This is a genomic window from Imperialibacter sp., from assembly GCF_040222385.1.
GTDB lineage: Bacteria > Bacteroidota > Bacteroidia > Cytophagales > Cyclobacteriaceae > Imperialibacter.
On the sequence record NZ_JAVKDF010000010.1, the window covers coordinates 108799 to 135447 of the forward strand.

At 46.2% G+C, this 26649-nt stretch carries 22 protein-coding genes and 1 tRNA gene; 10 read left to right on the forward strand and 13 right to left on the reverse strand.

The annotated features are described in order from the left end of the window. Nucleotides 1-29: 29 nt before the first annotated feature. From RIG68_RS01895 to RIG68_RS01910, 4 genes are all read left to right on the forward strand, one after another. Nucleotides 30-2534 (forward strand): PAS domain-containing sensor histidine kinase, encoded by a 2505-nt coding sequence (locus tag RIG68_RS01895; RefSeq protein ID WP_350118104.1) that lies wholly within the window; start codon nt 30-32, stop codon nt 2532-2534. An 84-nt stretch (nt 2535-2618) separates the two neighbouring features. Beyond that, nucleotides 2619-4319, forward strand: a complete 1701-nt coding sequence (locus RIG68_RS01900) for a sensor histidine kinase (RefSeq protein ID WP_350118105.1) — start codon at nt 2619-2621, stop codon at nt 4317-4319. Then, nucleotides 4316-4945, forward strand: coding sequence for a response regulator (locus RIG68_RS01905; protein WP_350118107.1), 630 nt, complete (start codon nt 4316-4318; stop codon nt 4943-4945). Before RIG68_RS01900 ends, RIG68_RS01905 begins: the two co-directional genes overlap by 4 nt. Before the next feature lie 119 nt (nt 4946-5064). Further along, nucleotides 5065-5376, forward strand: a complete 312-nt coding sequence (locus RIG68_RS01910; protein WP_350073459.1) for a hypothetical protein — start codon at nt 5065-5067, stop codon at nt 5374-5376. Nucleotides 5377-5551: 175 nt separating this feature from the next. On the opposite strand, the gene RIG68_RS01915 is transcribed toward RIG68_RS01910, so the two are convergent. Continuing rightward, entirely contained in the window at nt 5552-8242 is a 2691-nt protein-coding gene (locus RIG68_RS01915) for an ABC transporter permease (protein ID WP_350118109.1), read from the reverse strand. An 11-nt stretch (nt 8243-8253) separates the two neighbouring features. Continuing rightward, nucleotides 8254-8580, reverse strand: coding sequence for a PadR family transcriptional regulator (locus tag RIG68_RS01920; RefSeq protein WP_151996298.1), 327 nt, complete (start codon nt 8578-8580; stop codon nt 8254-8256). A gap of 200 nt (nt 8581-8780) precedes the next feature. Between RIG68_RS01920 and RIG68_RS01925 the strand changes: the two genes are divergently transcribed. Together RIG68_RS01925 and RIG68_RS01930 are read left to right on the forward strand one after the other, a co-directional pair. Next, on the forward strand, nt 8781-9323 hold the full coding sequence (locus tag RIG68_RS01925) for an inorganic diphosphatase (protein WP_151996299.1): 543 nt from the start codon (nt 8781-8783) through the stop codon (nt 9321-9323). Nucleotides 9324-9486: 163 nt separating this feature from the next. Beyond that, entirely contained in the window at nt 9487-9951 is a 465-nt protein-coding gene (locus tag RIG68_RS01930; protein ID WP_350118111.1) for a Dps family protein, read from the forward strand. An 80-nt stretch (nt 9952-10031) separates the two neighbouring features. Here the strand turns inward: RIG68_RS01930 and RIG68_RS01935 are convergent, their stop codons facing one another. Beyond that, nucleotides 10032-11498, reverse strand: coding sequence for a Do family serine endopeptidase (locus tag RIG68_RS01935; RefSeq protein WP_350118112.1), 1467 nt, complete (start codon nt 11496-11498; stop codon nt 10032-10034). A 245-nt stretch (nt 11499-11743) separates the two neighbouring features. Here RIG68_RS01935 and RIG68_RS01940 point away from each other — a divergent pair. The 3 genes from RIG68_RS01940 to RIG68_RS01950 all read left to right on the forward strand — a co-directional run bounded on the left by RIG68_RS01940 (nt 11744) and on the right by RIG68_RS01950 (nt 12633). Further along, nucleotides 11744-11817 (forward strand) — tRNA-Asn (locus RIG68_RS01940). 146 nt (nt 11818-11963) lie between these two features. Next, nucleotides 11964-12275, forward strand: coding sequence for a type II toxin-antitoxin system HigB family toxin (locus RIG68_RS01945; protein ID WP_350118113.1), 312 nt, complete (start codon nt 11964-11966; stop codon nt 12273-12275). Between the two features lies 1 nt (nt 12276). After that, complete coding sequence (locus tag RIG68_RS01950) at nt 12277-12633, forward strand: helix-turn-helix domain-containing protein (protein ID WP_350118115.1); 357 nt, start codon at nt 12277-12279, stop codon at nt 12631-12633. Between the two features lie 22 nt (nt 12634-12655). On the opposite strand, the gene RIG68_RS01955 is transcribed toward RIG68_RS01950, so the two are convergent. From RIG68_RS01955 to RIG68_RS02000, 10 genes are all read right to left on the reverse strand, one after another. Further along, on the reverse strand, nt 12656-13321 hold the full coding sequence (locus tag RIG68_RS01955) for a 3-keto-disaccharide hydrolase (protein ID WP_350118117.1): 666 nt from the start codon (nt 13319-13321) through the stop codon (nt 12656-12658). An 18-nt stretch (nt 13322-13339) separates the two neighbouring features. Then, nucleotides 13340-14446, reverse strand: a complete 1107-nt coding sequence (locus RIG68_RS01960; RefSeq protein WP_350118119.1) for a glycoside hydrolase family 130 protein — start codon at nt 14444-14446, stop codon at nt 13340-13342. Between the two features lie 176 nt (nt 14447-14622). Continuing rightward, nucleotides 14623-14865 carry an ATP synthase F1 subunit epsilon gene (gene atpC, locus RIG68_RS01965; protein ID WP_350085308.1) on the reverse strand — a complete coding sequence of 81 codons (243 nt, stop codon included), beginning with the start codon at nt 14863-14865 and terminating at the stop codon, nt 14623-14625. A gap of 16 nt (nt 14866-14881) precedes the next feature. Beyond that, a complete protein-coding gene (gene atpD, locus RIG68_RS01970; RefSeq protein WP_339784869.1) occupies nt 14882-16393 on the reverse strand; it encodes a F0F1 ATP synthase subunit beta in 1512 nt (503 codons plus the stop codon). A 177-nt stretch (nt 16394-16570) separates the two neighbouring features. After that, a complete protein-coding gene (locus RIG68_RS01975) occupies nt 16571-17797 on the reverse strand; it encodes an ATP-binding protein (RefSeq protein ID WP_350118121.1) in 1227 nt (408 codons plus the stop codon). Nucleotides 17798-17860: 63 nt separating this feature from the next. After that, nucleotides 17861-19171 carry an ABC transporter permease gene (locus tag RIG68_RS01980; RefSeq protein WP_350118123.1) on the reverse strand — a complete coding sequence of 437 codons (1311 nt, stop codon included), beginning with the start codon at nt 19169-19171 and terminating at the stop codon, nt 17861-17863. Continuing rightward, nucleotides 19164-20075: an ABC transporter ATP-binding protein gene (locus RIG68_RS01985; RefSeq protein WP_350118125.1), complete on the reverse strand. Its 912-nt coding sequence runs from the start codon at nt 20073-20075 to the stop codon at nt 19164-19166. Before RIG68_RS01985 ends, RIG68_RS01980 begins: the two co-directional genes overlap by 8 nt. Before the next feature lie 191 nt (nt 20076-20266). Continuing rightward, a complete protein-coding gene (locus RIG68_RS01990; RefSeq protein WP_350118127.1) occupies nt 20267-22261 on the reverse strand; it encodes a TonB-dependent receptor in 1995 nt (664 codons plus the stop codon). Nucleotides 22262-22325: 64 nt separating this feature from the next. After that, complete coding sequence (locus RIG68_RS01995) at nt 22326-23141, reverse strand: FixH family protein (RefSeq protein ID WP_350118129.1); 816 nt, start codon at nt 23139-23141, stop codon at nt 22326-22328. A gap of 161 nt (nt 23142-23302) precedes the next feature. Further along, on the reverse strand, nt 23303-23698 hold the full coding sequence (locus RIG68_RS02000) for a hypothetical protein (RefSeq protein WP_350118130.1): 396 nt from the start codon (nt 23696-23698) through the stop codon (nt 23303-23305). Between the two features lie 233 nt (nt 23699-23931). Here RIG68_RS02000 and RIG68_RS02005 point away from each other — a divergent pair, with 233 nt between their 5' ends. Next, nucleotides 23932-26613, forward strand: a complete 2682-nt coding sequence (locus RIG68_RS02005; protein ID WP_350118132.1) for a c-type cytochrome — start codon at nt 23932-23934, stop codon at nt 26611-26613. Nucleotides 26614-26649 lie beyond the last annotated feature (36 nt).

Genomic DNA, 26649 nt, shown 5'->3' on the forward strand with positions numbered 1-26649 from the left:
AAAGACGAAAGGATTATGAGTTGTTTGCTATGGAAAAAATAAAAGTTTTTTTAAAAGGGTTTCCCCTTCCCAATAAATCAATATTGGTGTTTGTTCTCACCGTTTTATTGGTTCTGTTAACTGAGGACTATCTAATTTCCTTCTCAATATTATCTCATCATCAAAGTGTATTGTTTGTTCTGGCAGGAACTGCAACAGCTTTTTACTTCTATTTACTGACTAAGAGAAGAGCATCAGATACTAATAATCGTCACGGACTTAGAAATCCGGTAAAATCAATCCTGGACAGCAGCGACGAGATGGTGTGGGCAATAGATACAAATTATCGATTGTTGGTGTTCAATGAAGCTTTCCGATCTTCTATTCAGCTATTTTCAGGACACGACTGCCTGGTGGGTGATAATATTTTGTCCATTGAAATGGGGGCCGATAACCATGAATGGAGAGCACACTACGACAAGGCGCTGCGTGGGATTACTTTTAGTTTTGAAGATAGACTTCCTGAGGAAGTTGGTGGCATGAGTTACCAAAACTCTTTTCAGCCGCTCAGAAATGAATCAACAGGAAAAATAGTGGGAGTGAGCTGCTTTAGTAAGGACATCACCTGGAAGGTTGAACAGGAGAAGAAGTTGAGGGAAAGTAGTCAGCGGCTGCAACTGGTGCTTGATAGCGCCAGGATGGGCATTTGGGATCTTAACATGAGAACCTGGGAAGCCCAGTTTAATGATTTATACAAGCAAATGCTGGGTTATGCGACGCATGAAATCGATGGATCACAGACGACATGGGAGGGCTTGCTTCACCCGGAAGATGTAAGCTTGGCCTGGGACTGCATGAACAAGCACATCAGAGGGGAAGCTGAGACAATTGACATGGAATACCGCATGCGTCACAAAGATGGTCGGTGGTTGTGGATCCATAACAGAGGCAAGATTGTGGAGCGTGATTTGGATGGAATACCCGTTCGTGCATTGGGTACTCACTATGACATAACCCAGAGGAAACTGGCTGAATCTGAGCTTCAAAAGCTCTCTTTGGTGGCGAGCAAAACACATAACGGAGTAGTTATAACAGACGCCAATGCCAGGGTGGCATGGGTAAACGAAGCATATGAGAAGATGACTGGCTTTACCCTTGCCGAAATAGTAGGGAAATACCCTGCGGATGCTGTTAGTGGGCCAGATACGGATAGCGAGGCTGTCAAGAGGATTATGGCGAAACTTGCTGGAAAGCAAATCATTAGGGAAGAGGTTATCTACTACAAAAAGAATGGGGAGAAGATATGGGTGGCACTGGAGATCACTCCTATTTTTGATGCCGATGGCAACCTGGAAAGGTTCATCTCTATAGAGACAGATGTCACTGACCGGAGGAAGCATGACAATCAACGCTTGATACTGGAGGCAGCGGTTAAGAATATTGCAGAGGCGGTGCTAATTATTAGCAAGCCTTGCAAAAAAGATAACTCGTTGTATCGGGTTGTCTATTCCAACGATGCATTTTTTGAGATGACAGGGTTTAGCCCTGAAGAAGTGAAGCATAACAATCCAATCAATTTGCTCAGAGGACCCAAATCAGATAACGAGAAATTGGCGAGGGTATTTGGCGCCATTGCCAGAGAAAATTATGTTCAGGAGGATTTGATTTCCTATAAGAAAAATGGAGAGTCGTTTTGGATTAACCTGGCTGTGTCGCCGGTTGGTGACCTGAGTCACAACAACAAACACTATTTTGTTGCCATTGTAAAAGACATTAGCGAAAAAAAACAAGCGCAAAATGAAGCTTTGGGTCTAACTAACGAATTGGTTAGCCGGAACAAAGAGCTACAGGAATTCACGCAAATTGTTTCCCACAACCTTCGGGCTCCTGTTGTTAACATCCTTGGACTGACTCAGATATTTGACAAGTCGCAGGCCTTCAATGAATACAATCTGAAGATACTCAGACACCTGACTGAATCGGCACAACAGCTGGATACAATCCTTATTGATCTGAATGACATTCTTCAGGTAAGAGAATCATCTACTCAAGCGAAACAGAAATTTATATTGAAAGACCTGGTTCAGCAGGTACTTTCTTCCTTCATACTTCAAATTGAGGAGTCTGGAGCAAAAATCAGTTTGCAAGTCGATGAGTCTATTCAGCTTGAAGCAATCAGGGGGTATGTTCATTCTGTGGTTCATAACCTTACTACCAATGCACTCAAGTACAGGAACCCAAGGCGACCATTGGAACTTGGCGTCACTGCATACACGACCAAAAATGATTTAGTGCTATGGGTGAAGGACAATGGTTTGGGCATGGACACGAAGCTTATTGCGGGCAAACTATTTAAGCTTTATAAGCGCTTTCACAGCCACGTGGAGGGAAAAGGGATGGGATTATTCCTGGTGAAAACCCAGGTGGAGAGAATGGGTGGCACGATCAAAGTATTTAGCACGCTTGGCAAGGGTACAGCTTTCAGAGTAGCAATTCCAATAGAGAACTGTCTGGTTAAGGAGGACGAAATACAATATGCTCTGGAAGTAGAGTAAGACCGGACAATGCATAAACTCTCTCTTTCCATTATTAAATAAAGGTTGCATCTTGGTGGTTTAACTTCTAATAAGTATTCCGCCTTGAAGCTAAAGCTCAACATATGGCTTACTCTTTGCCTCTTTGTTTTCAGCACCATTTTTATTCTGGTGGTGTTCAATATTACCTATTCTAGCCTTGAAGAGGAGCTTGTTTTAAGAGCAAAAGACAAATTAAACGCTGTTAATATTCTTAAAAGGCGGCTCATAGAGCTTCACCTGCGAGACAAGAAGCAAGAAGCGGATCACATTTTGTCAAACGCCGACCTTCATGGCGTAAATGAGGCCGACCTGGTGGAAAACCTACAGTCGATATCCGAAATAAAAAGGATTGAACTTTCGCACGAATTTGACCCCAATCAGGGTCGGTTCGTAGCCAGCCTCGACGTAGACTCCACCTATTACAATTTTCTTTTCACGAGTGAGAAAAGGCAAGTCCGCCTGGTTTTTGGCTTGCAGGACATCCAGGATATTCTGCTGGAGCGTACCGGGCTTGGTGTAACCGGCGAGTCGTACGTGGTTAATGAGCGACACCGCCTCATGTCGGCCTCTCTCTTCCACCCTCAGGAATACCCTACTAACATATCGAGCCCCAGCCACGGTGTGCTGTCGGCCATTGGCGGCAAAGAAGACGTCACAATCTACACAGACTACCGGGATGTGGGCGTGATGGGAGCTTTTCGGCCCGTTGATTTTTATGGGATAAAAATGGCCCTCTTAACAGAAATTGACCTCGACGAGCTCATGAGGCCTATCTATTCGATTAGAGAGAAGATGGTCATAGTTGTCGGGATTTTGATGGCGGTGTCGTTAGCCATTTCTGTTTTTCTCGGTAAAATTCTGTCGAACCCCATTGTGCAACTTCGAAGAGTGGCTGACCAACTGTCGCTGGGAACCTTACCTTCCGACATCAGACCATCTGGCCCTGTGCTTGAAATGCAGCAGATCACACAGTCGATGGACAAGCTTATTCATTCTCTGAAGCAGATTGCATCATTTGCCTCCGATATTGGTGAAGGCAAGATGGAGTCGACTTATGTAATGCTGAGCAGCCACGATGAGTTGGGCAAAGCCATTCTTCAAATGCGGGATCAGCTGGTTACATTGAACAACGAAAAGAATGCGTTGGAGCTCAACTCCAAAAGGATACTGATCGAAGCCCAGGAAAAAGACCGGGAAAGGATTTCCAGAGATTTGCACGATGGGCTCGGGGCGTTGCTTACTACTTTGAAGCTAAGAATGGAGAAGAGCGGTGTTATGGATGAAAGTGCTGACATAAGAGACTTGATAGAAAGAACTATTTCGGAGACCCGAAGCCTGGCAAGGAACCTAATGCCGGCTGTGCTTCGGGATTTTGGACTAAGCGAGGCTCTTGAACAGCTTATTTCAGACATTGAAGACAGTACTCAGATCAAAGTTTTATTTTTTAATGAGCTGGAGAACTCCAACTATAAACTTGAGAAGGATAAGCAAGTATATATTTACAGGGTAGTGCAGGAGGCCATCAACAATGCCATCAAGCATGCCCAGTGTGACGAAATTCAACTTTCAATCACTGTTTTTGATGATCATCTGGCATTGTATATTAAGGACAATGGCATAGGCTTTGAAGTTGGGCAGAAAGATGGATTCACCGGCCTGGGCCTCAGAAATATTGAGGAGAGGGTAAGATTAATGGGTGGTGTTTTTTATATAGAATCAGAAAAAACAGGAACAGGCATAGAGATAGAAATTCCGATATCATGAGTACTATTAGAATTATTATTGCCGATGATCACCAGCTATTTCGGAATGGCCTCAGGGCTTTGCTGCTGGCGCAAGAGAGCGTTGAAATTGTTGGTGAGGCCGAAACTGGCGAGGCACTCCTGAACCAGCTGGCAATCACCAAGGCAGACATCATTCTGCTGGATATTTCTTTACCGGACAAATCGGGGCTCGATATTCTGCCTTTGGTGAGGGAAAAATATCCTGACACAAAATGCATCATGCTAACTATGCATGAGGAACTCCAGTACGTAAAGGAGAGCCTCAAAAAAGGAGCGTCGGGATACTTGCTCAAAGACACTAGTGAAAACGAATTGCGGGAAGCTATACGTGGGGTATACCTCGGAAAGCGGCACTTTAAAAATAAGATATCGGAGCTTTTGCTGGAGGATATGTCCGGGCCGGGAAGCCCCTCACCTATTCTTTCAGAAAGGGAAATTGAGATTGTGAAAATGGTGGCCGAGGGAAAGATCACCAAAGAAATTGCAGACAAATTATTTATCAGCGTTCGAACTGTCGAAACGCACCGGTCACGTATTATGAAAAAGCTGGGTGCCGCCAACGCTTCTGAGATGATAAATGCGGCTTACCGGCGCAAGCTCATTTAGCGTTACGTATTTTCCACATATCATTACGTATTTTCCACATATCCAATTACCCATTTTTTGCGAAGGCCGGGGGTACCGTTGTTGCGTTTATTTGTATGAACATTAAACGCACCCTAATTATGTTAAAGGCAGCAGCAACAACCCTTATTCTTGGCCTGGCTATTTGTTTCAGTGCCAATGCACAAAGCAAGTCTTTGAAAGGACCGGCGTACAAAAATGCCAGCCCGACTGAAAAGTATAAAGGCAGCAGCACATTGCTGGTAAGAGGAGAAACTCCTACACCCAAGGGGCCAGAGGCGAAAAACCAAAAGCACTGGGATATTGACAAGTCAGAGTTTGAAGTGGTTAGGCTTGATGAATTAAAAGGAAAAAACACAAAGGGACTCAAAGGCCCAGCGTACAAAAACTATAAGCCTGAAGTGAATAACTAATGCAGGAACATTGGTTGGTAGGTTGATTAGACCGGCAGAAGGCCGGTCTTTTTTTACCTCTTCAGTAAGCTTCTAGGGAAATAAAGGCAGTCGCTACGGTTGCCTGGGCAGCCTTTGACGAAAAGGTGGATAGGTTCTTCGGTTGGTGGAGGTTGCCCAATTTCCCGTCCATTTTTTACTCTTCTCTTAATGTATCTGCCGGATTGTTGCCAGCAGATTTGATAGTTTGCAGGGCCACTGTGGCCATAAGCAACAGGCAGATGCCCGCCAAAGTAATCAAATAGCTCATCACAGAGATATCAATCCTATAGGCGAAGTTCTCCAGCCATTTACTTACCCAGAAATAGCTCAATGGAATGGCCAGCGCTGCGCCAGCAAGCATCACCAGCAGGTATTCTTTGCCAATTAGTCGGATAAGCGAGGTGAAATTGGCTCCCATCACCTTCCTGATGGCCAACTCTTTAACTCTTGTTTTCAGCGAGTAAGCAATCAACCCAAACAAACCAATAAAGGCGATAGTAATAGCCAGCCCGCTTAACAGATAGAGCAATTGAAGCTGTTGCCTTTCATTTTTATAGAGGTTCTCATAAAGCTCATCAAGAAACTGGTACTCGAAAGGGTACTTTGGAAAAAGCTCATTCCAGGCGCCTTCTATCACGGACATCGTTGAAGCTACATCATTGGTTTCAAGTTTTACCAAAAACGTGCGCAGCCATAAAGGTTCAAAAACCATGATGATAGGATCCACTTTGTTCTTCAGGGTTTCCTGATGAAAGTCCTTCACTACCCCCACAACGGGGCCCTTCGCAAGCTTATAGGTGCCCTGGTTCCAGTCCACATTTTTGCCAATAGCCTCTTCGGGACTTTGCCAACCAATAGCGTGCATGGCAGTTTCGTTGAGGAGGTAGGCCCTTCTTTTGCTGAGCAGGTATTCTTCAACATCGTTATTGGCACCCGTTAGCTGAGGAAGCGATTCGTAGGCAAGGCTTTTCGGCAATGGCTCGCCTGCCAGCAGCTCCATTCCCATTACGTCGATAAAGTCGTGGTCTATCACCTGGATGTCCATGGAGGGGGCATCATCAACGTTTTCCTGAATGCCTTCAGCCGTTACGGCGCCACCATCCCGTATTTCTCTGGAGGGCACTTCGAGACAGGCACTGACTCCTTTGATGCCAGGTTGTCCTTCCAGCTTGTCTTTGAACAATTTGAATTTGTCTTTTACGGTATCAGGCACGCCCGGCAGGGCAATTACCTGGTCTTTTTCCATACCAAGGTTTTTCTCGTTCAGAAAAACGAACTGCTGACGGGCTATCATGGCGCTGGCGATGAGCAGAATGGATATGCCGAACTGTAGGCTAATGAGCACTCTTTTTATACTAAACCGTCCTGTTTTTTTACTGATCGAAAAAACCTTGCTGGTTTTGATGATATTCACCGGCTTGAAAGAAGAAAGCACAAAAGCCGGATAGAAACCGCCAAGTAGCCCGGTAATTACCGCTACGCCAAGCGAAACAGCAACGAGCGCCAAAGGGGATAAAAGGTTTTCGGTGCCCGTTAGTTCGCTGAAAACAGGTAAAGCCAAAAAGGCCAGGATCAAACCAAGCCCTGCTGCCGCCATGCTGAACAGCACAGATTCGGTCAATGAGTAAAGAACTATCTGCTGACTTTCGGCGCCAAGTATCTTTCGGACACCAATTTCCTTTGACCGGGCAATGGACATGGCACTGGTCAGGTTCATGAAATTGATCACAGCCAACGCCAATATAAGTATGGCGACCAGCAAGAATATTTTAACATAGGTAATAGAACCGTTGGGCTTTATTTCCCGGGCCAGATTTGAATGGAGGTGGATGTCGCTCAAAGGCTGAAAGACAAACTCTGTGCCCTGGAGCGCCTGGTCTCCGTTTATCTTTATAGCCATTGCTTCCAGCTTTTCCTGAACAGACACCATGTTGGTACCCTCCTGAAACAATACGTAGGTATAGGCCCACCATGACCTTTCGGCTTCGTTCCGAAAGGAAATCAACATATCGACGGGGAGGTGGGTATTGGACGCCAGGTTTTTCATCACGCCCGTAATCTTATAGACGGTTTCGTCAGTAGACCAATAGCCAGTGATGAATATTTCTTTGCCCATTGGGTCTTCATTTCCAAAATACTTTTCGGCAACGGCTTCTGATATCACAATGGAAAGCGGCTCAGCCAGGGCCGTTTTTGTATCGCCTTTTTTAAGAGGGAAATTGAACACCTCAAAGACATCTTTGTCTGTAACGAAGGCATTGTCCTGCCTGAATTTTTCTTCCCCAATCCGTACAAACTTAGGCTCATGGTTTTGAAAGCGGATAAGCCTCTCTGCCTCCGGGATTTCTTCAGGAATGCCGTTGATCCAGTCCGTATCTACTCTGGCGAAGTGGGTGTCGTAGCCGCTGGGTGATGTGTAGTGGACGGTAAGCCTGTAAATCTGATCCGACTTTGTGTGGAAATTTTCGAAACTGGTTTCAAAATGCAGGTAGATCGCAATTAGGATAAAGGCGGCAAAGCCAATCGCCAAACCGCCGATATTAAGCAGGGCATAGGCTCTTTGTTTGGAGAAGTTTCGGCGGATGACCTTCAGATAGTTGGTTAGCATGGCATAGGTATTTATTGAACGATAAGTGGCCGAACGTTTAAATGCATAGCTTCGAAAGCACCTGGTCACGTTCCACCAATAGATCAGCTTGACCAGCCCGGGCGCTTTGCCAGCATGCAGCATGGCATAAAAGCTTTCCTCCAGGTCGCCCTCCAATTCCTCCAGCCTGTCTTTACGGCAGTACCAGCGGAAAAACTTTAGAGCTAGTGGTGGCGGGAAATGTTTTTCGTGACTCATGGCCTGGGAAACTATTGTATGGAAATGGCTGGAATTTGACTACGCAGTTGCTCCCGGAGTGAAGCAATTTCTTCCAGAGCCTTTCTTGCATATGGAGTGAGGTAAAACAGTCTTTTGCGCTTGCCGCCCCTGAAATCGCCTGCCTCACCTAGTTTCGATTCCAGGAAACCCTTCTCCTCCAGGCGGTACAATACCGTGTGGATGGCGCTGATATTGATGCTCTTGCCGGTTTGTTTTTTATACTCTTCTACAATGGCAACGGAGTAGGCGCCATTGTACAATACCCCAACAAGTAGTAGCACAATCTCCTCAAAATTGCCCAGCTTTAGATTTTCCATATTTTATTCAGTATTGTAAGTAATATACTGAATTGGCAGTGATAAGTTTCACTTTTGTAAGGAAAAAGTGAAAAAGCCAATTGGCCGCCATTTGATTTTGAGTTTACAGCTCAAGTGTGTATGCCCACTGTTTGCCGGTTTGAGTAGTTGCGAATTCTGCTGACAGATGCTTACCTTTACTTACACATCAATCAATAACTATGGATAGATTTAATCCCTGGCACCACGTAAGCCTTGGCGAAAAGGCGCCGGAAATTATTAATGGCATTATAGAGATACCAAAAAACAGCCGAGCCAAATATGAGCTCGATAAGGACAGCGGTTTACTGATGCTCGACAGGGTGCTCTATTCTTCAGTTTACTATCCCGCCAACTACGGCTTCATTCCGCAAACCTATTGTGACGACAAGGATCCATTGGATATCCTGGTGTTGTCGCAAATCGAAGTGGTGCCTCTTTGCATCGTGCCTGCCAAAGTAATTGGTGTGATGCGCATGCTCGACCAGGGCGAGGCGGATGATAAAATCATTGCTGTTGCTCAGCACGATATGAGCTGGAACCATTACAATGACATCAGTGAGTTGCCCGATCACTTCAAAAATGAGATCCAGAATTTTTTCGAAGACTACAAAAAGTTGGAACACAAAACTGTAGTGGTGCACGACTTTATGGATAAAAAAGTGGCAATAGAAATCGTTGAAAAAGCAATCCAGGACTACAAAATTAAGTTCAGGAAAGCTTGAAGAAGCTACTGCAAGCACTTCATTTTGTTAATTCGCTTTCGTGCTAATCTCCATAGACAATACCTATAGTCAGATCGACAATAACAATCAGTTTGAGTGATCTATTGCGTGGTTTTGAATGTTATCTAACTGTAAAAGGATAACAATTTAAACCAACAGTATCATGAATTACATAGGAATAGATGAAGATGTTGCTGCGAGTGAAGTAAAGGCTTTGAACAGTTTGCTTGCCAGCTATCAGGTGTTCTATCAAAATCTCCGAGGCTTCCACTGGAACATCAAAGGGGAGAAATTCTTTGGACTGCATGAAAAGTTTGAAGAGTACTACACGGCTGCTGCAGAAGATATAGACGCAATTGCTGAACGAGTGCTGACAATCGGTGGAGTTCCACTGCATTCAATTAGTCAGTATCTGAAGGAAAGCAAAATAAGGGAGGTGACTGAAGTAAGCGAAGCAAGAACAGCTGTGGACAGCATACTGGAGCAGTATATTGAGTTGGTGAATATGGAAAGGCCCATTCTTGCCCTGAGTGCTGAAGCAAATGATGAAGGCACTAACTCTCTCATATCCGACTTGCTGGCCAAGCAAGAAAAGACCATCTGGATGCTTAGTAGTTGGTTGAAGTAAAAACTCCGGAGTATGTGTTAAACAAAAGAGGGTTCATGCGACATGAACCCTTTTTTGTTTATAAGAAAATGTCTCAGTCACTACCAGCCTATGCCGTAGAAAGCCTCCGTTCCATCGGGATAAACACCTTCAATCAGTGTTCCACCTCTTTTGTTGGCCATCACTCTTGCCAAATCCTGAATATTTCTGATGGTGGTTTTGTCGATATTGGTGATGATAAACCCGGCACGAACGCCAGCTTCCTTCCATTTACCGTCGTTCACTTCGGTGGCTTTCGCACCACCATCGATTTTTAGGGTTTGCATTTCTTCCCTGCTCACATCTGTAAAGTTACTTCCTTCTATTGAGAAAGAGCTTCTGGCTTCCACAACCTCAATGGAATCGGAAGTGCTTTTCAGCGTTACCATCACAGAGTTTTCTTTACCATCTCTTATGTAACCAACTTCCACTTTATCGCCAGGCCTTTTAACGGCTATTTTTTCCTGTAGCTTGGCAACGTTGTCCACTGTCTTCCCATCAATGGCGATAATCACATCACCTTTTTCAAGGCCGGCGTCGGCAGCGCCGCTGTTGGGGTTAACATTTTCAATAGAAATTCCCTTCAACACATTGAGTCCCCTTGCCTCAGCGAGCGCAGAATTTACATCCACGATATTAACTCCCAAAAGAGCTCTCTGAACTACTCCAAATTCTTTTAAGTCATCCATCACTTTTTTCACAAGTGTGGTAGGCACAGCAAAGGAATAGCCTGAATAGGAACCGGTGTGGGTAGCGATGGCCGTGTTGATACCAACAAGCTCTCCCCTAAGGTTGACCAATGCCCCCCCACTATTGCCAGGGTTAACGGCGGCATCTGTCTGTATAAACGACTCGATTTGCAGGTTTCTATTGCTGGGGTCACGAAGTATATTGATGTTTCTGCCGGTGGCGCTCACAATACCAGCCGTTACAGTTGACCTAAACTCGAAGGGATTGCCAATGGCCAGTACCCATTCGCCAACATTAATATGCTCAGAGCTTCCAAACTTTACGAATGGAAGGTTTTTACCGTCAATTTTGAGTAGCGCAAGGTCAGTTGTTGGGTCAGTGCCCACCACTTTCGCATCAAAAGTTCTGTTGTCGTTCATAAGCACTTCCACCTCTGAGGCATTTTCCACCACGTGGTTGTTGGTTACGATGTAGCCATTGTCGGCTATGATCACACCTGAGCCGCTGGCACCGGATGGAGGTCTTTGCCCCCTGTTACCAAAGAAGTCCTGGAAGTATTGGTCAAATTGATTGTTGCTGGCAGTGGGTGTAGAGGTGTATTTTGACCTGATATGCACCACGCCCGGTGTAGCTGCCTTGGCAGCGTATACAAAATTAAGTCCTTCCGGCACCACCACACTGGTTGTGTCGAGGAAATTGGAGAACCTTACATTCTGACGGTCTTCGAACGATGAAAACTCATCATTCTGATTGTTTAGCAGTTGATACCCGCCTATAGCTATCATCGCACTCAAAAGAGAGGAGAATAGCATCGCTACATAAATTTGTCTTTTATTCATAACTCGGTTTTTTTTAGTCAGTTAACACTAGTGTAACGAAATAGGATCGTCTGTGATGCTACGTTAACGTTTTTTAACAGGCATTGTGTTCCGCTAGCTAAAATAGCAGATTGTTGGCACAAAAAATTATATGAGTGAATACGGAAAATATGGCCGCTGTTTTTGCACAATTAAAATGAACCTGCTAATATTGCATTCCCATTTGACGAGCCTCTCTTTTGGTAAGTTAATTGGAACCAGAAAATTCCTCCTTAGCTCAGCTGGTTAGAGCATCTGACTGTTAATCAGAGGGTCCTTGGTTCGAGCCCAAGAGGAGGAGCAGAAGTAAAAAAAAGCCATCAGGAATGATGGCTTTTTTGCGTTTACGGCTCTCGTTGTCCATGCCAGCGAAGTATTTTATGAACCCCGAAATGCGTTCTATCTTACTCGATAGTTTTCTTTAGGAAAACTTTTTATATTTGACAGGTGTTCAATGTCATAACAAGAAGGACTCTGCTGGAGTACACAAAAAAATACCCATTGGCTGCGACGGCGCTATTCGAGTGGTATCATGAATTAGTGAAAGCTGATTTTGAAAGCTTTAATGACTTGAAGAGTGTGTATGCCAATGCCAGCTTGGTTGGCGACGATCGGGTCGTGTTTAACATAATGGGGAATAAATACAGACTTGTCGTCCGCATTACATTTGAGTTTAAGGTGATCCAGGTCAAATGGTTTGGCACTCATGCAGAATATGACAGAGTAGACGTAGCAACTGTACAATTTAGAAAGAAATAGGATGGAACTGGCGGTGATAAAAAACGAAGCTAAATACGAAGCTTATCTTGAATGGGTGGATGAAATGTTTGACAAAAAAGTGGCTCCAGATTCCCCTGTCGGTAAAAAGGTGGAAGTTGCTTTGCTCCTCATTAAGCAGTTTGAAGACGAGCACTTTCCGGTTCCATTACCTGATCCCATAGATGTGATCAGGTTAAAAATGTCGGAGCTCGGCCTGAGGAATAAAGATTTGGTGGGAAAGTATGGCAGCAAAGGGCATGTTTCCTCACTTTTGAACAAACGAAAGCCTTTAACCCTGGAATTGGCTAAGCTATTTCACAAGGAATTTAATATCCCGGCGGAGGTTCTATTGTCCTGAGATTTGATTAGTGGCAAGCTTTTTAATCAAGCTCCTTAATCCTGATGTTCCTGAAATACAACTCCGAGCCGTGGCCTAAAAAGCCTATGTAACCTTTCTTACTTTTCAGACCTGGATGCTCTTTATGATCCATGGTGCCGTCCTTGCTGGCTTCGGCGATGTCGCCATCCACAATTACTTCGCCATTAAGCGTCACCTTCACTTTGTTGCCCTTCACTTCAACTTCTTCGTAGTTCCACTGGCCAACAGGCTTTAAAAAACCACGCTTAGCCGGGATAACCCCATAAACAGAGCCATGGTATTGATAGGGCTGGAGTTTGGAGTACATTTCGGCAGTGTTGTCTAATATCTGTAGCTCCATGCCCACATAAGCAGCATCGCCTTCCAGTGGGGTGCGGATGCCCAGGCCGTTGTTGGCATCAGGGGTGAGCTTGAACTCGAAACGAAAGATGAAATCAGCGTACTCCTTTTCAGTATAAAGATTACCGCTTCCACCCGCATCTGTTTTCACTGCAATAGTACCGTTTTCCGCCACGTAATCTTGTTTATTGCCTACCCAACCAGAGAGGTCTTTGCCATTAAAAAGGAGCGTATAGCCATCTTTTTTTTCTTCTTTGGTGAGTTTGTTTTGGGCAAATGCAGCGGTGCTGAAGGCAGCAATAGCCAGAAATAGTGCTAATCTTTTCATTGTCGGATGTGTTAAATTTTATTCGCTTACCGCCACAGCAATTTTTGAATCAGCGGTTCCGTAATATAAGTACCATTTGCCTTTGAAATTCACTAAGCCTTCCAGAAAACACACATTGTTTACCTGGCCGGTGATTTCATAGTCCTTATCGGGTGTCATAAAGTAATCGTCGGAGCGACTCACCACTTTGGAGGGGTCGTTGATGTCGAAAAGTATTTGTCCTGCGGAGTAGGTGCCGTCTGCCAAATCAGCTGTTCGGTTTTCTCCATAGTTGCGACTGTTGTAAATAAGGAGGATGCCCTGTTCGGTGATGAAAGCTTGAGGGCCGGGCTCCACCAGGTCGCTGTCAAACTTGCCCGGCCGGGGACCAAATATGGATTTCAGTTTGTAGTCGGTTACTCCAGCCGCCTCATCTGTTACCGGCGTCCAGTTGATGAGGTCGTCGGACCAGGCCAGGTAGATGTTGGTGTCGCCCCAGTACATCCAGTACTTGCCATTGATTTTGGTAGCAACAAATTTATCGCCGTCTCTTTTTGTGACAACAGCCCCTGATTTCGACCAAAGGTCGAGGAACTTTCCATTTTCGGCTGATTGAAAGACGGGGCCATATTTTGTCCAGCTCGTTAAATCTCTAGATGACGCCACCAGGAGTCGGGCTACTTCGCCGTCATAAGCCGTGTAGGTCATAAAATAGGTGCCGTCTTCGCTTTCCACAATCCTTGGGTCTTCGCAGCCGCCTTCCCACTCGTATTTGCTCTGTGCGTCATTTTCGGGGTAGAAAATGGGCGCTGGCATCCTTTCGAAATGGACGCCATCATCGCTGACGGCTAGTCCAATGCGGGACGTGCCTGCATATTTTCCGACCTTGTCTTCTGCTCTGTACAGCAAATGCACTTTCCCATTTCTTACCAGTGCCGTGGGGTTGAATACGTCCTTTGCTTCCCAATACACGCTGTCCATTCTTACTGGACAGAAAAAAGCTGTGCTATCGAGAGCTGTTAAGATGGGGTTGGCAGCATCCTGTTTGACAAAGGGGCCAATTTGCCAGGGAGTAGTTGGCTGGTTGGAGGTGCAGCCGGCGAGTAGAAAAGGCCCAAGAGCCAGTAGAAACAAAATTCTTTTCATGAGCAAGTAGGTAAGTGTAATGTGTCGATAAAAGTAGTCTAAATAGTTAACACTAAGTTTGAATGCCTGGAAAATGGTAACTCCGCCCGCAACAGAGGTGTCTGAGGCCGGTTAAAACGAAAAAAAGCCCCTGACAGCAAGGGCTATCAGGGGCTTTTATTATTTGCTATGATGATCTATTCCACGGATTCTGCAAGAACAATCACATGATTGTTTCTTACTTCAACAACACCCCCATCAACAAGAAGGATTTTTGATCCTTCTTTGGTTTTGTATATTAAATCTCCCTTCGCCAAAGAGCTGATAATAGGTGCGTGATTGTTCAGCACCTGAAAAGAGCCGTCGCTGCCGGGAAAAGTAGCAGCATCAACTTCTCCTTCAAACACTTTACGATCGGGTGTGATAATTTCCAAATACATGTTCTACAGTTTCAGATTATGCTTTAGCAGCTTCAGCCAACATTTTCTCACCAGCTTCGATTGCCTGCTCAATAGTTCCTTTCAGGTTGAACGCCGATTCGGGAAGGTGATCAACGTCACCAGCCATGATCATATTGAAACCTTTAATAGTGTCCTTGATGTCAACCAGCTGGCCAGGGATACCTGTAAACTGCTCGGCTACGTGGAACGGCTGAGAAAGGAAACGCTGCACACGACGAGCTCTTGATACAGCCTGCTTATCTTCGTCAGAAAGCTCATCCATACCAAGGATGGCAATGATATCCTGAAGTTCTTTGTAGCGCTGAAGAATTTCCTTCACGTTTTGCGCACATCTGTAATGCTCTTCGCCCACGATGTCGGCTGAAAGAATTCTTGACGTAGAATCCAAAGGATCCACGGCAGGATAAATACCTAGCTCTGAAATCTTTCTTGAAAGTACCGTGGTAGCATCAAGGTGAGAGAAGGTAGTTGCCGGAGCAGGGTCAGTCAAGTCATCAGCAGGTACATAAACAGCCTGCACCGATGTGATAGAACCATTTTTCGTAGAAGTAATTCTCTCCTGCATAGCACCCATTTCGGTAGCCAGTGTAGGCTGGTAACCTACCGCAGAAGGCATACGACCAAGAAGGGCAGACACCTCAGACCCAGCCTGGGTGAAACGGAAGATATTGTCGATAAAGAAAAGAATGTCTTTTCCTTTGCCTGTTCCATCACCATCACGGTAGTACTCGGCCAGGGTAAGGCCTGACAAAGCCACTCTAGCACGTGCCCCAGGAGGCTCGTTCATTTGGCCAAACACGAAGGTAGCCTTCGACTCAAGTAATTTCTTTTTGTCTACTTTGCTAAGATCCCAACCACCTTTTTCCATCGAATGAAGGAAGTCGTCGCCATAGTTTACGATACCAGATTCAATCATTTCACGAAGAAGGTCATTTCCTTCACGTGTTCTTTCACCAACACCAGCAAACACCGACAGACCTGCATAAGCCTTGGCAATGTTGTTGATCAGCTCCTGGATCAATACGGTTTTGCCCACACCGGCACCGCCGAACAAGCCAATTTTACCACCTTTTGAGTAGGGCTCGATAAGGTCGATTACTTTGATGCCTGTAAAAAGCACCTCAGTAGAAGTTGAAAGGTCTTCGAACCTGGGGGCGGAACGGTGGATAGGAAGTCTGTTTTTTCCTTCAGGCTGGCTGATGCCGTCAATGGCTTCGCCAACTACGTTAAAGAGACGGCCTTTGATATCATCGCCGATCGGCATAGAAATAGGAGCTCCAGTGTCAGTTACTACTATTCCTCTGCTCAAACCATCGGTACTGTCCATGGCAATCGTACGAACCCTGTCTTCGCCCAGGTGTTGCTGTACTTCCAGGATTACTACCTGGCCATTTTCTTTGGTAACCTTAAGGGCATCAAGGATTTCGGGCAGTTTGGAGCCTTCGCCTTCAAAACTAACGTCAACGACGGGTCCAATTACCTGGGTTATTCTTCCGGTGTTCGCCATTATTTTGTGAGTGTTATAAGAATTATGTCACTTTGAATTTCGAAGTGCAAAATTAAACCAATAATCCTTTAAAGCCAAGTTTGATTTCCATCTTGATTCCAAAGAATTTGAATTCTTTTCAGCTTATGCGTGAACCACTTAGAATGAGGCTTCGAGAGGCGATTTTGTCTTTCTCAACTAAACTTTCAAAACGATGCGAAACGTGGTTCCTTTGTCCAGCTCAGATGATTTAACAAAAATCTTTCCTGTGTGATAATTTTCAATAATTCGCTTTACCAATGTTAGTCCAAGTCCCCAGCCTCTTTTCTTGGAGGTGTACCCTGGCTGGAACACAGAACCGATTTTTGATTTAGGGATTCCTTTTCCCGTGTCGCTGATGTCAACCATTACCTTGCCCTCGTTGGCTTTCAGGATTTTGATTTCGATGGTGCCTGTACCACTCATGGCATCCACGGCATTTTTGCAGAGGTTTTCCACTACCCAGGCAAACAGGGGCTTATTGATGTCGGCTTTGATGTCTTTGTTCGGGAAGGCGCTGAGAATAAACTTCACCCGTGTCGAAACCCTTTTTTGCAGATAATTGATGGTTTCCTCTAAGGCGTCGTAGAGGTTTTCCTCGTTGAGCTGAGGTACCGAACCAATATTTGAAAACCTGGAGGTGATCATTTCCAGCCTTTCGATGTCTTTGTTGAGCTCAGGGATGATGTCTGAATCTTTGAAGCGGTCGTCTGTTTTGAAATATTCCACCCATGCCATGAGCGAGGAGAGCGGCGTGCCCAACTGATGTGCCGTTTCTTTGGCCAGCCCCACCCACACCCTATTTTGCTCGGCCGAGCGGGAAGAGTTGAAGGCGATGTAGGCGATAAGCCCGAAGAGGAAAATAACTGACAGCTGTATGTAAGGGTAATAGGTGAGCTGCTTGAGAAGGTCTGAGTTTTGGTAGTAAATATAGTTGTAGCCCGTAATTTCGTAGTTCTTGTTTTTGTTACGCAGTGTAACCACGATAGGCTCATGGTCTTTCTCCATGTCCTTGAGTGTTTCTGCCAGGATTCTTATTCGTTCTCTTTCCGTTTTTGCTTCGTCAGCTTTTTTAACATTTTTTGATTGAGACGGTATCCCAAACTCGTCGGCGATGATGACCGGGATGGAGTTATTGGCTACAATGATTTCATCAAAAATGAACGTGAGGTTAGCTTCTCCATCTTCGTTGGCGGTGTACTCCAGCGTGTTAGCAAAAAGGTCGATCAGCCGCTTTTCCCGATCCTTAAGGCTCTCAACAACTATGTTGGTGTAGTAGATAGACCCAATGCTGATCAGGATGGCAATTAAAACCACTACCCATTTGAAGTTGGAGTTATCCTTATAAAACTCGAGGGTAGTGGCTTCTTTCAGGGGATACTGCATTCCGAATATCTTTGGCTATAAGTGAAAGCTAAGATACGGGAAATTTGAGCAGATATTGCCTTGCTAATTTTTCATCATAAACCATTTGGCCAGCACTTTGTAATTCACTTTGGTGCCATGCATGAGAATGCCCACCCTGTAAATTCGGGCAGCAAGCCAGACGGTGAACATGAAACCACCCGCTAGCAGAGTAACCGAAAGCAGGAGTTGCCAAATGGGCACACCAAAGGGTATCCGCATCATCATCACCACCGGAGAAGTGAGTGGAATCATTGACATCCAAAATGCGAGAGACCCATCAGGCTCATTCAAAACTGCTCCTAATGAAACAATGGAAAGAATGAGCGGCAGCGTAACCGGGAGCATAAACTGCTGAGAGTCAACTTCTGAATCAACGGCAGAACCCACGGCTGCGAACAACGACCCATAAAGGAGGTATCCCCCAAGGAAATAAATAAGAAAAAAGAAGAGCACCTGCGGGATGTTGATGGATCCGATGGCACCCATGATTTTAGCGAATTCATTTTGGTCGGCCGCCGCTGCCTGCACTTCTGCCATGCCAGGCTGGGCATTTACCATGCTATTTGCGGCTTGTGGTTCGAAACCAAACACACTGCTGAGCACCGTAGTAATCGTAAAAGTAAGGAGTGTCCAGAGCAAAAACTGAGTAAGACCAACCGCCCCAACGCCTATTATTTTACCCATCATCAACTGGAACGGCTTCACAGAGCTGATAATTACTTCAATGATACGGCTGGTTTTTTCTTCAATAATGCCACGCATGATTTGGGCACCAAAAAAGAAAATGAAGAAGTAAATCAGAAGTGAGGAAATGTAACCGATGCCTGTAGCGGCAATGGAACTGCTTTCCTGCTCTCCCTGGTCGGTGATGCTGATGGTGGCGATGTCGACGTTTGCTTTTAGGTTGTCGAGCACCTGTTTATCGAGACCTGATTTTTCCAGCTTGATATTTTCAATTTTTTGCCTGATGCCCCATTCCAAATCGCCAATTACACTTAAACTTGGTTTCGATGTGGAATAGAACTGAATGCCTTGTGGGTTGTCGATGTCAATATTAGGAATGTAAAGGAATCCATAATACTCGCTGCCTTCGAGAGATTGCTTGAGGGCATCGGGGTTTTCTTTGACAAATGAGTATTTGATTTCGTCTGTGTCGGTAAGCACACTCTCAAATAAGCCCGATTCATCAACGACTTCAATGACCTTTTCATCACCGTCTCTGGTAGCAAGCCAGGTAGGCACGATGATAAGCAATGCAAAAAGCAGTGGCCCTACAAAGGTCATAACCAGAAATGACTTCTTGCGCACCCTGGTGATGTATTCTCTTGCTATGATGAGTGATATCTTATTCATGGCCGCCCTCCTGTACTTTTTGGATAAAAATTTCGTTCATGCTGGGTATTTTTTCGATAAACTCATGCACTTCCACCTGGCTGATGAGTGCCTTGAGCAAATCGTTAGGCCCCAGAGCCGATTTGATTTGTATGGTCGAGTGGATGGCTCCTTCTACTTCCTCAGTACTTAAAGTGTCGAAGTCTGCGGGCAGTCCATTCACTTTGCCATGGTGAAGCACATTGAATGTATTGGACTTGTAGGTTTCCTTAATGTCTTTCTTGGGGCCCTCCAATATCTTCTTCGATTTATTAATGAGTGCAATGTGGTCGCAAAGCTCTTCCACCGACTCCATGCGGTGAGTAGAAAAAATAATGGTGATGCCTTTTTTCTTCATTTCAAGGATTTCATCTCTGATCAGGTTGGCGTTCACAGGGTCGAAGCCGGAGAAAGGTTCATCGAGAATTATTAAAGATGGCTCATGTAACACCGTGGCTATAAACTGCACTTTTTGCGCCATGCCTTTGGAAAGATCTTCCACGTTTTTGCCCCACCAGCTTATGATGTCGAATTTCTCCATCCAGGCCTTAATTTTTTTGGTGGCCTCGCCCTTGCTCATTCCCTTGAGCTGCGCTAGGTAAAGCAGCTGCTCGCCCACCTTCATTTTTTTGTAGAGACCCCGCTCTTCAGGCAGGTAGCCAATGCGGTGCACATCTTCCAGCTCCAGCGGTCGGCCATGAAACATGACCTTGCCCTGGTCGGCCATAAGGATTTGCGTAATGATACGGATAAGGGTGGTTTTGCCGGCACCATTTGGGCCAAGCAGTCCGAAGATAGTGTTTTCGGGAATGGTGATGCTTACATCATCCAGCGCTTTGAAATCGCCAAAGCTCTTGTGGATGTGTTCTGTAACGAGAATGTTCAAGGCTTATAGTAGTTTGGGTTGACTGATTGAAATTCGGATAATTAGTGGCGGGAGGGTTGTCAATTATTACACCCCACCTATAAAAACCGAAAACTAAACCCGAAGATACTACACAGAAATTAGTTACCGACTAGCGAAAAGGAGATTTACTCTTTTCAGTAGATGTGCCCACAAAACACGACCATTGGCGCCTAAAACTTGCCGGTAATGTTGACGTAGAAATTCCTCCCGGGTCTTGGAATGCCTCCCCAGTCGAGATGCTCTCTGTAGTTTCTATCTAAGATATTTTCAACGCCACCATTCACCTGAAAGAGGCTGTTCACTTTCCATCCTGACCTAAAGTTGAGGATATAGTAGGAGGCAGTTTTCATTTCTCCAAACGAGCTGCTGACATGGTTTTGGGCTGCTGCCCATTCATACTCTGCCTGGGCGTTAAACTTAGTCAACTGTAGCCTGACAGAGGAAACAGATTTGAAAGGAGGGATTTGAGGCATCGCTTCGTCAAGGGAATTCGTGCCATAGGTATACTTGTTGTTCGACACCAGCTGCACATTCTTGAAGGGGCTAAACATAAAGAGCACGTCTACGCCGGTCATTCTGGCCCAAGCCAGGTTTTCGTTCTGCTTTACTCCTCTGGCGCCAATGGTCATGGTGGTCAGGTCGGGTACCACCCGTCCCATGATGTAGTTGTCGATGGTTTTAAAAAATGGTGTGAGTCTAAACTCAGTGTTACGTCCGAAATAACTCAGCGTGGTTTCCACATTCCAGGAGGTTTCGTTTTTCAAACCAGGCTTCCCAATATAGTCGTAGCCATCCAGCCGGTTGAAAAGATAAAACCCATAGCGTTCGTTGAGGGTTGGGATTCTTTCGCCGTACCCACCCTGAACATCTAGTTGCAGGCTGCCGGAGACAAAATGAGTGAAACTGGCGTTGGCTGTTTTTAGTATGCTGGTGGTTGATTTGGCCAGCCCATTGTCAAAAACTTCCCACTGCTGGCTCCCGATCCCGTCATGCATTCTATCGAAGAAAGCATCTGCCCTTGCCGATAGCTGCATTTTGTTTTTCGGACTAAATTTGATCTGCTGCTGCGCATACAAACCCACATTTTGCCTCGTGGTTTGAGGGGCCGTTTGCATGTACATCGGCTGGCCTTCAGCTGGAAACATTGTCATTTCTCCTATCAACGTATTGGAGTAGTATTCGGCTTTTACTGTGGTTTGTTGTTCTCTGAAAACTCCAACGCTGCCTTCTAAATAACCTCCGGTCGTAGTGCTTTTGCCAGGCATATCCATGTGCATTGGTACATTTTCCCGGTGCGTGTCATCCATGCTATGTGAGATGCTGTTCTGATAAACTTTGGCCCGGACATTACGAAAAAGCCACCATGGCGTGCTGTTTTTGTAGCTCACAGAGTAGATGCCTGCCGTAGCTGTGCCCACGTCCATGGGCAGGGCAGGAAAGCCGATGTTCCAACCCTGGTCAAAAATGGCGTCGGCCTGTAGTGTGTCATATTTTCCCAGCGCCCACTTGCCGGATGCACCAACGTTGAGTTTCTGAAACTGTGAATAGGCAACTTCGTCTCCTCCTCCGGCGTGATAGTTGTTGCTTTTTCGAAAGGTAGCATTCACCCGATAGGCACTTGTGTTTCTGGCGATATTGGCCGAGGAGAATGCATTGACCGCACCCGCCGACGTTTGGTAGTCGATGCCAGCCTGGCCACGTATCCCCGGTGAACCAACCACCGGCTCGGCAAGCTTCATATTCAGCGACCCACCTATCGTGCTTCCGAACAATCCGCCCTGAGAGCCGGGCAGCGCCTGTATTACTGAAAGGTTCATCGGTTCAACATAGATGGTAACCGGATCCATTTTGTCGGTGCAGGCACCAAAGATTTTCATTCCGTCAATAGTCACATTGATTTGTCCGCCGCTGAGGCCTCTGAGCACAGGTTCCTGTCCATAGGCTCCCCGGCGAACCAGTGAAACGCCACTCATTCTGGAAAGAACGGTTTCTGTAGTCGCCGAAACGTTCGACTGATAGAAACTCTGCAACGTGTCGGAATGCAGTTTTTCGCTACCCACCACCACCTCGGTCATAACAAATGTGCGAATGCTGTCGGGCGTCTGTCCATAGCAGGAGAAGGCCATCATGAAGCCGGTTATGCTCAATACCTGTTTGATTTTCATCACTATATTTTTTTGTTTTTTTCACCACCCGGTGCTGGCCCGGGTGGTGAAAGGCCTTATTTTTTTATTCTACAACTATGTCGAAAGACCTGGTGCCCAGACTGGCTTCCCCGTCTGTGAGTGCAAGGTTCAGTCGCCATTCTCCTGTCATAGTGAAGTTAGCTTTGCCCATGTAGTGCCCTGATGCCACGTAGGCAGGATTTACGTTGTTAGGCGAACCGTGGTCCATAGCGGGCATTTCAGGCGTAAACTCAATCGACAACGTCTCGACTGGCACAAATTCTCCGTTTTTCATTGTGTAGGCTACCACCTCAAAGTCGTTGACCCCCACTTTCATTCCTTTGGGGAACATATAAGACAGATAATATTTCTGTCCGGCTTCCGATTGAAATATAGACACTCTGGAAGGCGTGGTGGCCTTTACTTCGATGTCGAACGCTGCCGAGCCGGACAAATTTTTCAGGTGATTGTGTATATGGGCCTCAAGTGACCATGAACCCATTTCTCCTGACGCCATGCTGAATAAAATGGCAGCTGGGAATAGGTCGTTAACAGCTCCTTCGTCAGTTACTTCCACGGGACAGGAATGGCTCATAGTGGCCATGGTCATCAGCGGACTCAGGGTGATATGAGCGTCAGTAATTGCCTCGCCCGTCAGGGAATCGGTGATAAAAAGGTAAATGGGATTGTAGCCGGCAAACAGCTCCTCTGCTGCCCATATCTCGACTTTGGCCGCCGCTGCCCCAATAGCATAGGCTTCGGATATTTTTGTGAGGCCTTCTGTGGGGTTGATAGATGGCTCGTCGTCGGAGGAGCAAGAAAAGAGCAGGGTTGCAATAAACCCACCGAAAAATATTGTTTTTATGATAGATGCTTTCATTTTGTTATTCATTTTGGGCACGGCATGTTGCATAGCATAGCGCAGAAGGCAAAGCAGGGCCGTGCATTCGACAATTTTCAAATAGATTATTCAGGGATTTGACGTTTGCTGAGCGCAGGAACAGCAAATTCTAATCACAAGTAAGGAGTTTGAACAACTGTTCAAACGAGAGGGTGAAGAGGCGAAGACGGCGGGTGAAAGATGTCGTTGATAACGCTCTGGCTGGCGAATTTTTCCAGATAGGAAACTTCAGAGACATTAAAGGCGACTCTAAAAGGCTGTTGCAAGGTGAAATGCTGAAAAGTGCCAACCGGAAAATCTTTTACATTGATTTTTAAAGGGCTCGGTGTTACAGGCGAACCCTGCTCCTCTTCCATGGCTTTTATTTTTTGTGCCAGCAAACAGGTGCCATCGCAATGAAGCTCTGGTCTCGATTTATTGAGACACTTTGCTTTGTACTGTTCCAATTGCACATAATAATCAACCACCTGCAGGGCTGGCCTAAAGAGTGCCATGCCGTAGAGCAAAAGAATGGATATGGCGGTGATTGATTTCATCGCATCAAAGATTGCAAAAAATCGAAGCCACATTTATGACTTAGGTCACAATTGAAAAAAAAAGATCGGAGACTCTCTTCTGAGGTTAGGAATGCCTGTGGCCTGCCATGGGTACCGGTTGCTGTTAGATGAATTATTGCTAGTGTAAATTGCCTTTAAGCAAATAACTCGTGTTCAATCTGAAAGTATTTTTTAGATTTAGTTCTTATCCTAAACACCTAACATTAAACTGCATGAAGTTCACCATTTCCCAGAGAATACTAGCAGGATTGTCTGTTGCTCTTTTTGTAAGTCTTTTCTCAGCCTGCGAGGAAAAGAAAGAAGCCGAAACAAAGCCTGTTCATCCCAAGGTTGCCAAGCTGAAGCTGCTGCCTGGGTTTGAGGCCGAGCATTTGTACAGCCCTTCCGAAAACGAAAACGGGTCGTGGGTAGCTATGACGTTCGACGACAAGGGGCGCATGATCACGTCCGACCAGTACGGGTGGCTCTACAGGCTGGAAATTCCGACTAAAGAGTCGGGAGACTCGCTCAGGATAGAGCGAATGAAGGTAGGCGATCTTAAGCCAGCGCTAAATGACACATCTGCTTTCAAAATAGGCATGGGCTACGCACAGGGATTGCTGTACGCCTTCAATAGTTTGTATGTGATGGTCAACCACTGGGGCAATGAGGAGTTTGAAAAAACAAGCGGCCTCTACAGGCTACAGGATTTGGATGGTGACGACCAGTTTGAATCGATCACATTAATTAAATCTTTGCATGGAGCAGGCGAGCATGGCCCTCACAGTGTGGTGCTGGCACCCGATGGGAAATCTATTTATGTAGTTGCAGGTAACCATACCGACGTTCCGGAAATGGATGCTTACAGATACCCAAAAGTGTGGCAGGAGGATAACTTGTTTCCGTTGATTAAGGATCCACGAGGTCATGCCAACGACCGCATGGCACCTGGTGGGTGGGTGGCCAAAATAAACCCCGAAGGAACCACATGGGAGCTGGTCAGTGCCGGCTATCGGAATCCGTATGACATTGCTTTCAATGAGCAGGGCGAGCTTTTCACCTACGATTCGGACATGGAGTGGGACTTTGGCATGCCGTGGTACCGCCCTACCCGCATATGCCACGTAACCAGCGGCAGTGAGTATGGCTGGCGCACGGGCAACAGCAAGTGGTCGCCCGACTATCCGGACAATTTGTCGCCAGTGATCAATATTGGCCAGGGTTCACCCACTAACCTCATCCACGGAAAAAATGCTAAGTTTCCGGCTAAGTACCAGAAAGCACTGTTTGCTTCCGACTGGAGCTTCGGTATTATCTACGCTATTTTTCTAAGCCCTGAAGGGGCTTCTTATAGCGCCGAGCCACAGGAATTTCTGTCCGGCGTTCCTTTACCGCTCACAGACGGCATTTTTGGGCCTGACGGCTCATTGTATTTTCTTACCGGAGGTCGTCGCTTAGAGTCGGATCTTTACAGGGTAACCTACACAGGCGACGAGTCGGTAGCAGCTCCCGCCGTTGCAGCAGCGACCGAACCCGCTACCATAAGAAAACAGCTGGAAGCCTACCATGGAGCACCTCAGGCCGGGGCTATTGACTTTGCCTGGCCTTATCTTAGCCATGAAGATCGATTTGTTCGCTATGCAGCAAGAATGGCTGTAGAGCACCAGCCTGTTAGTGAATGGCAGGCCAAAGCGCTGGCGGAAAGGCAGCCTGTGGCATTGACGCAGTCGATGATTGCCCTTTCCAGACATGGCAATAAAAACCAGAAAGATGCAGCATTGAAAGCGCTGGCATCGGTAGATTATAAGGCACTCAGTGAAATGCAGCAAATTGATCTTTTGCGAGCCATGGAGCTGGTGATGCTAAGAATGGGTGCGCCAACTGGCGGCGTGAAGACACAGGTAGCGGCCTATTTAAACGAAGCTTACCCAGCCAACTCCAACAAGCTGAACCGTGGGCTTAGCAAGCTTTTGGTTTACCTCGATGACCCTAAAGGAACTGAGAAAACACTCGCTTTGCTCGAAAATGCCAAGGATGACCCGATAGAAAAAACAGCCAGCGCATCGTCCGACCTTATTTTGAGAAACCCGCAGTATGGTATGGACATTGCCGGGATGCTGTCGAAGGTGCCCCCGGCGCAGCAAACCTACCTGGCCACCGTGCTAAGTGAAGCTAAATCAGGCTGGACGCCGGACATGCATGAAAAGTATTTCGCCTGGTTCAATAAGGCATTTGGTTACAAGGGAGGTGTGAGCTACGTTGGGTTTGTGAACAAAGCCAGGCAGGCGGCGCTAACGCATGTGCCTCAAAATAAGCTGGCCTATTACGACAAGCTGTCTGGTGGCGAGTTGCTGACCAATTCCGGAAACGATCTGGCCAACAATGCCCCGGCACCCAAAGGGCCAGGCAGACAGTGGAAGGTAGAAGAGGCGCTGGCGCTGGTTGAAGGAGACTCAAGCGTCAGAAACTTTCAGCAAGGCAAGGATATGTTTGCCGCCACCCGCTGTGTTTCCTGCCATGCTATGCAGGGTGAAGGAGGAGGCATTGGGCCTGACCTGACCCAGCTGGGCACGAGATTTTCAAAGAAAGACATGCTGGAAGCGATCATCGACCCCAACAAGGTGGTGTCTGATCAGTATGCGTCTACTGTGTTCACCATGAAAGACGGCAGCTCCATTGTCGGGCGCCTGACCAACGAAACGGACGAGGCCTATGTCATTTTCCAGAACCCATTTGCACCGGAAGTGACTCGCACTATTCCCAAGAGTGAAGTGGTGAGCACAAAGTACTCTTATATTTCGCTGATGTTCCCCGGGCTGGTGAACAGGTTAAACGAAGAGGAGCTGAAAGACCTGCTGGCGTATATAATGGCTGGGGGTAATGAGGAGAATGAGGTGTTTAAGGCTGGGGAGTAAGTCTTGCCAGGGTTGAAAAAAAGAAAAGCCAAGCAT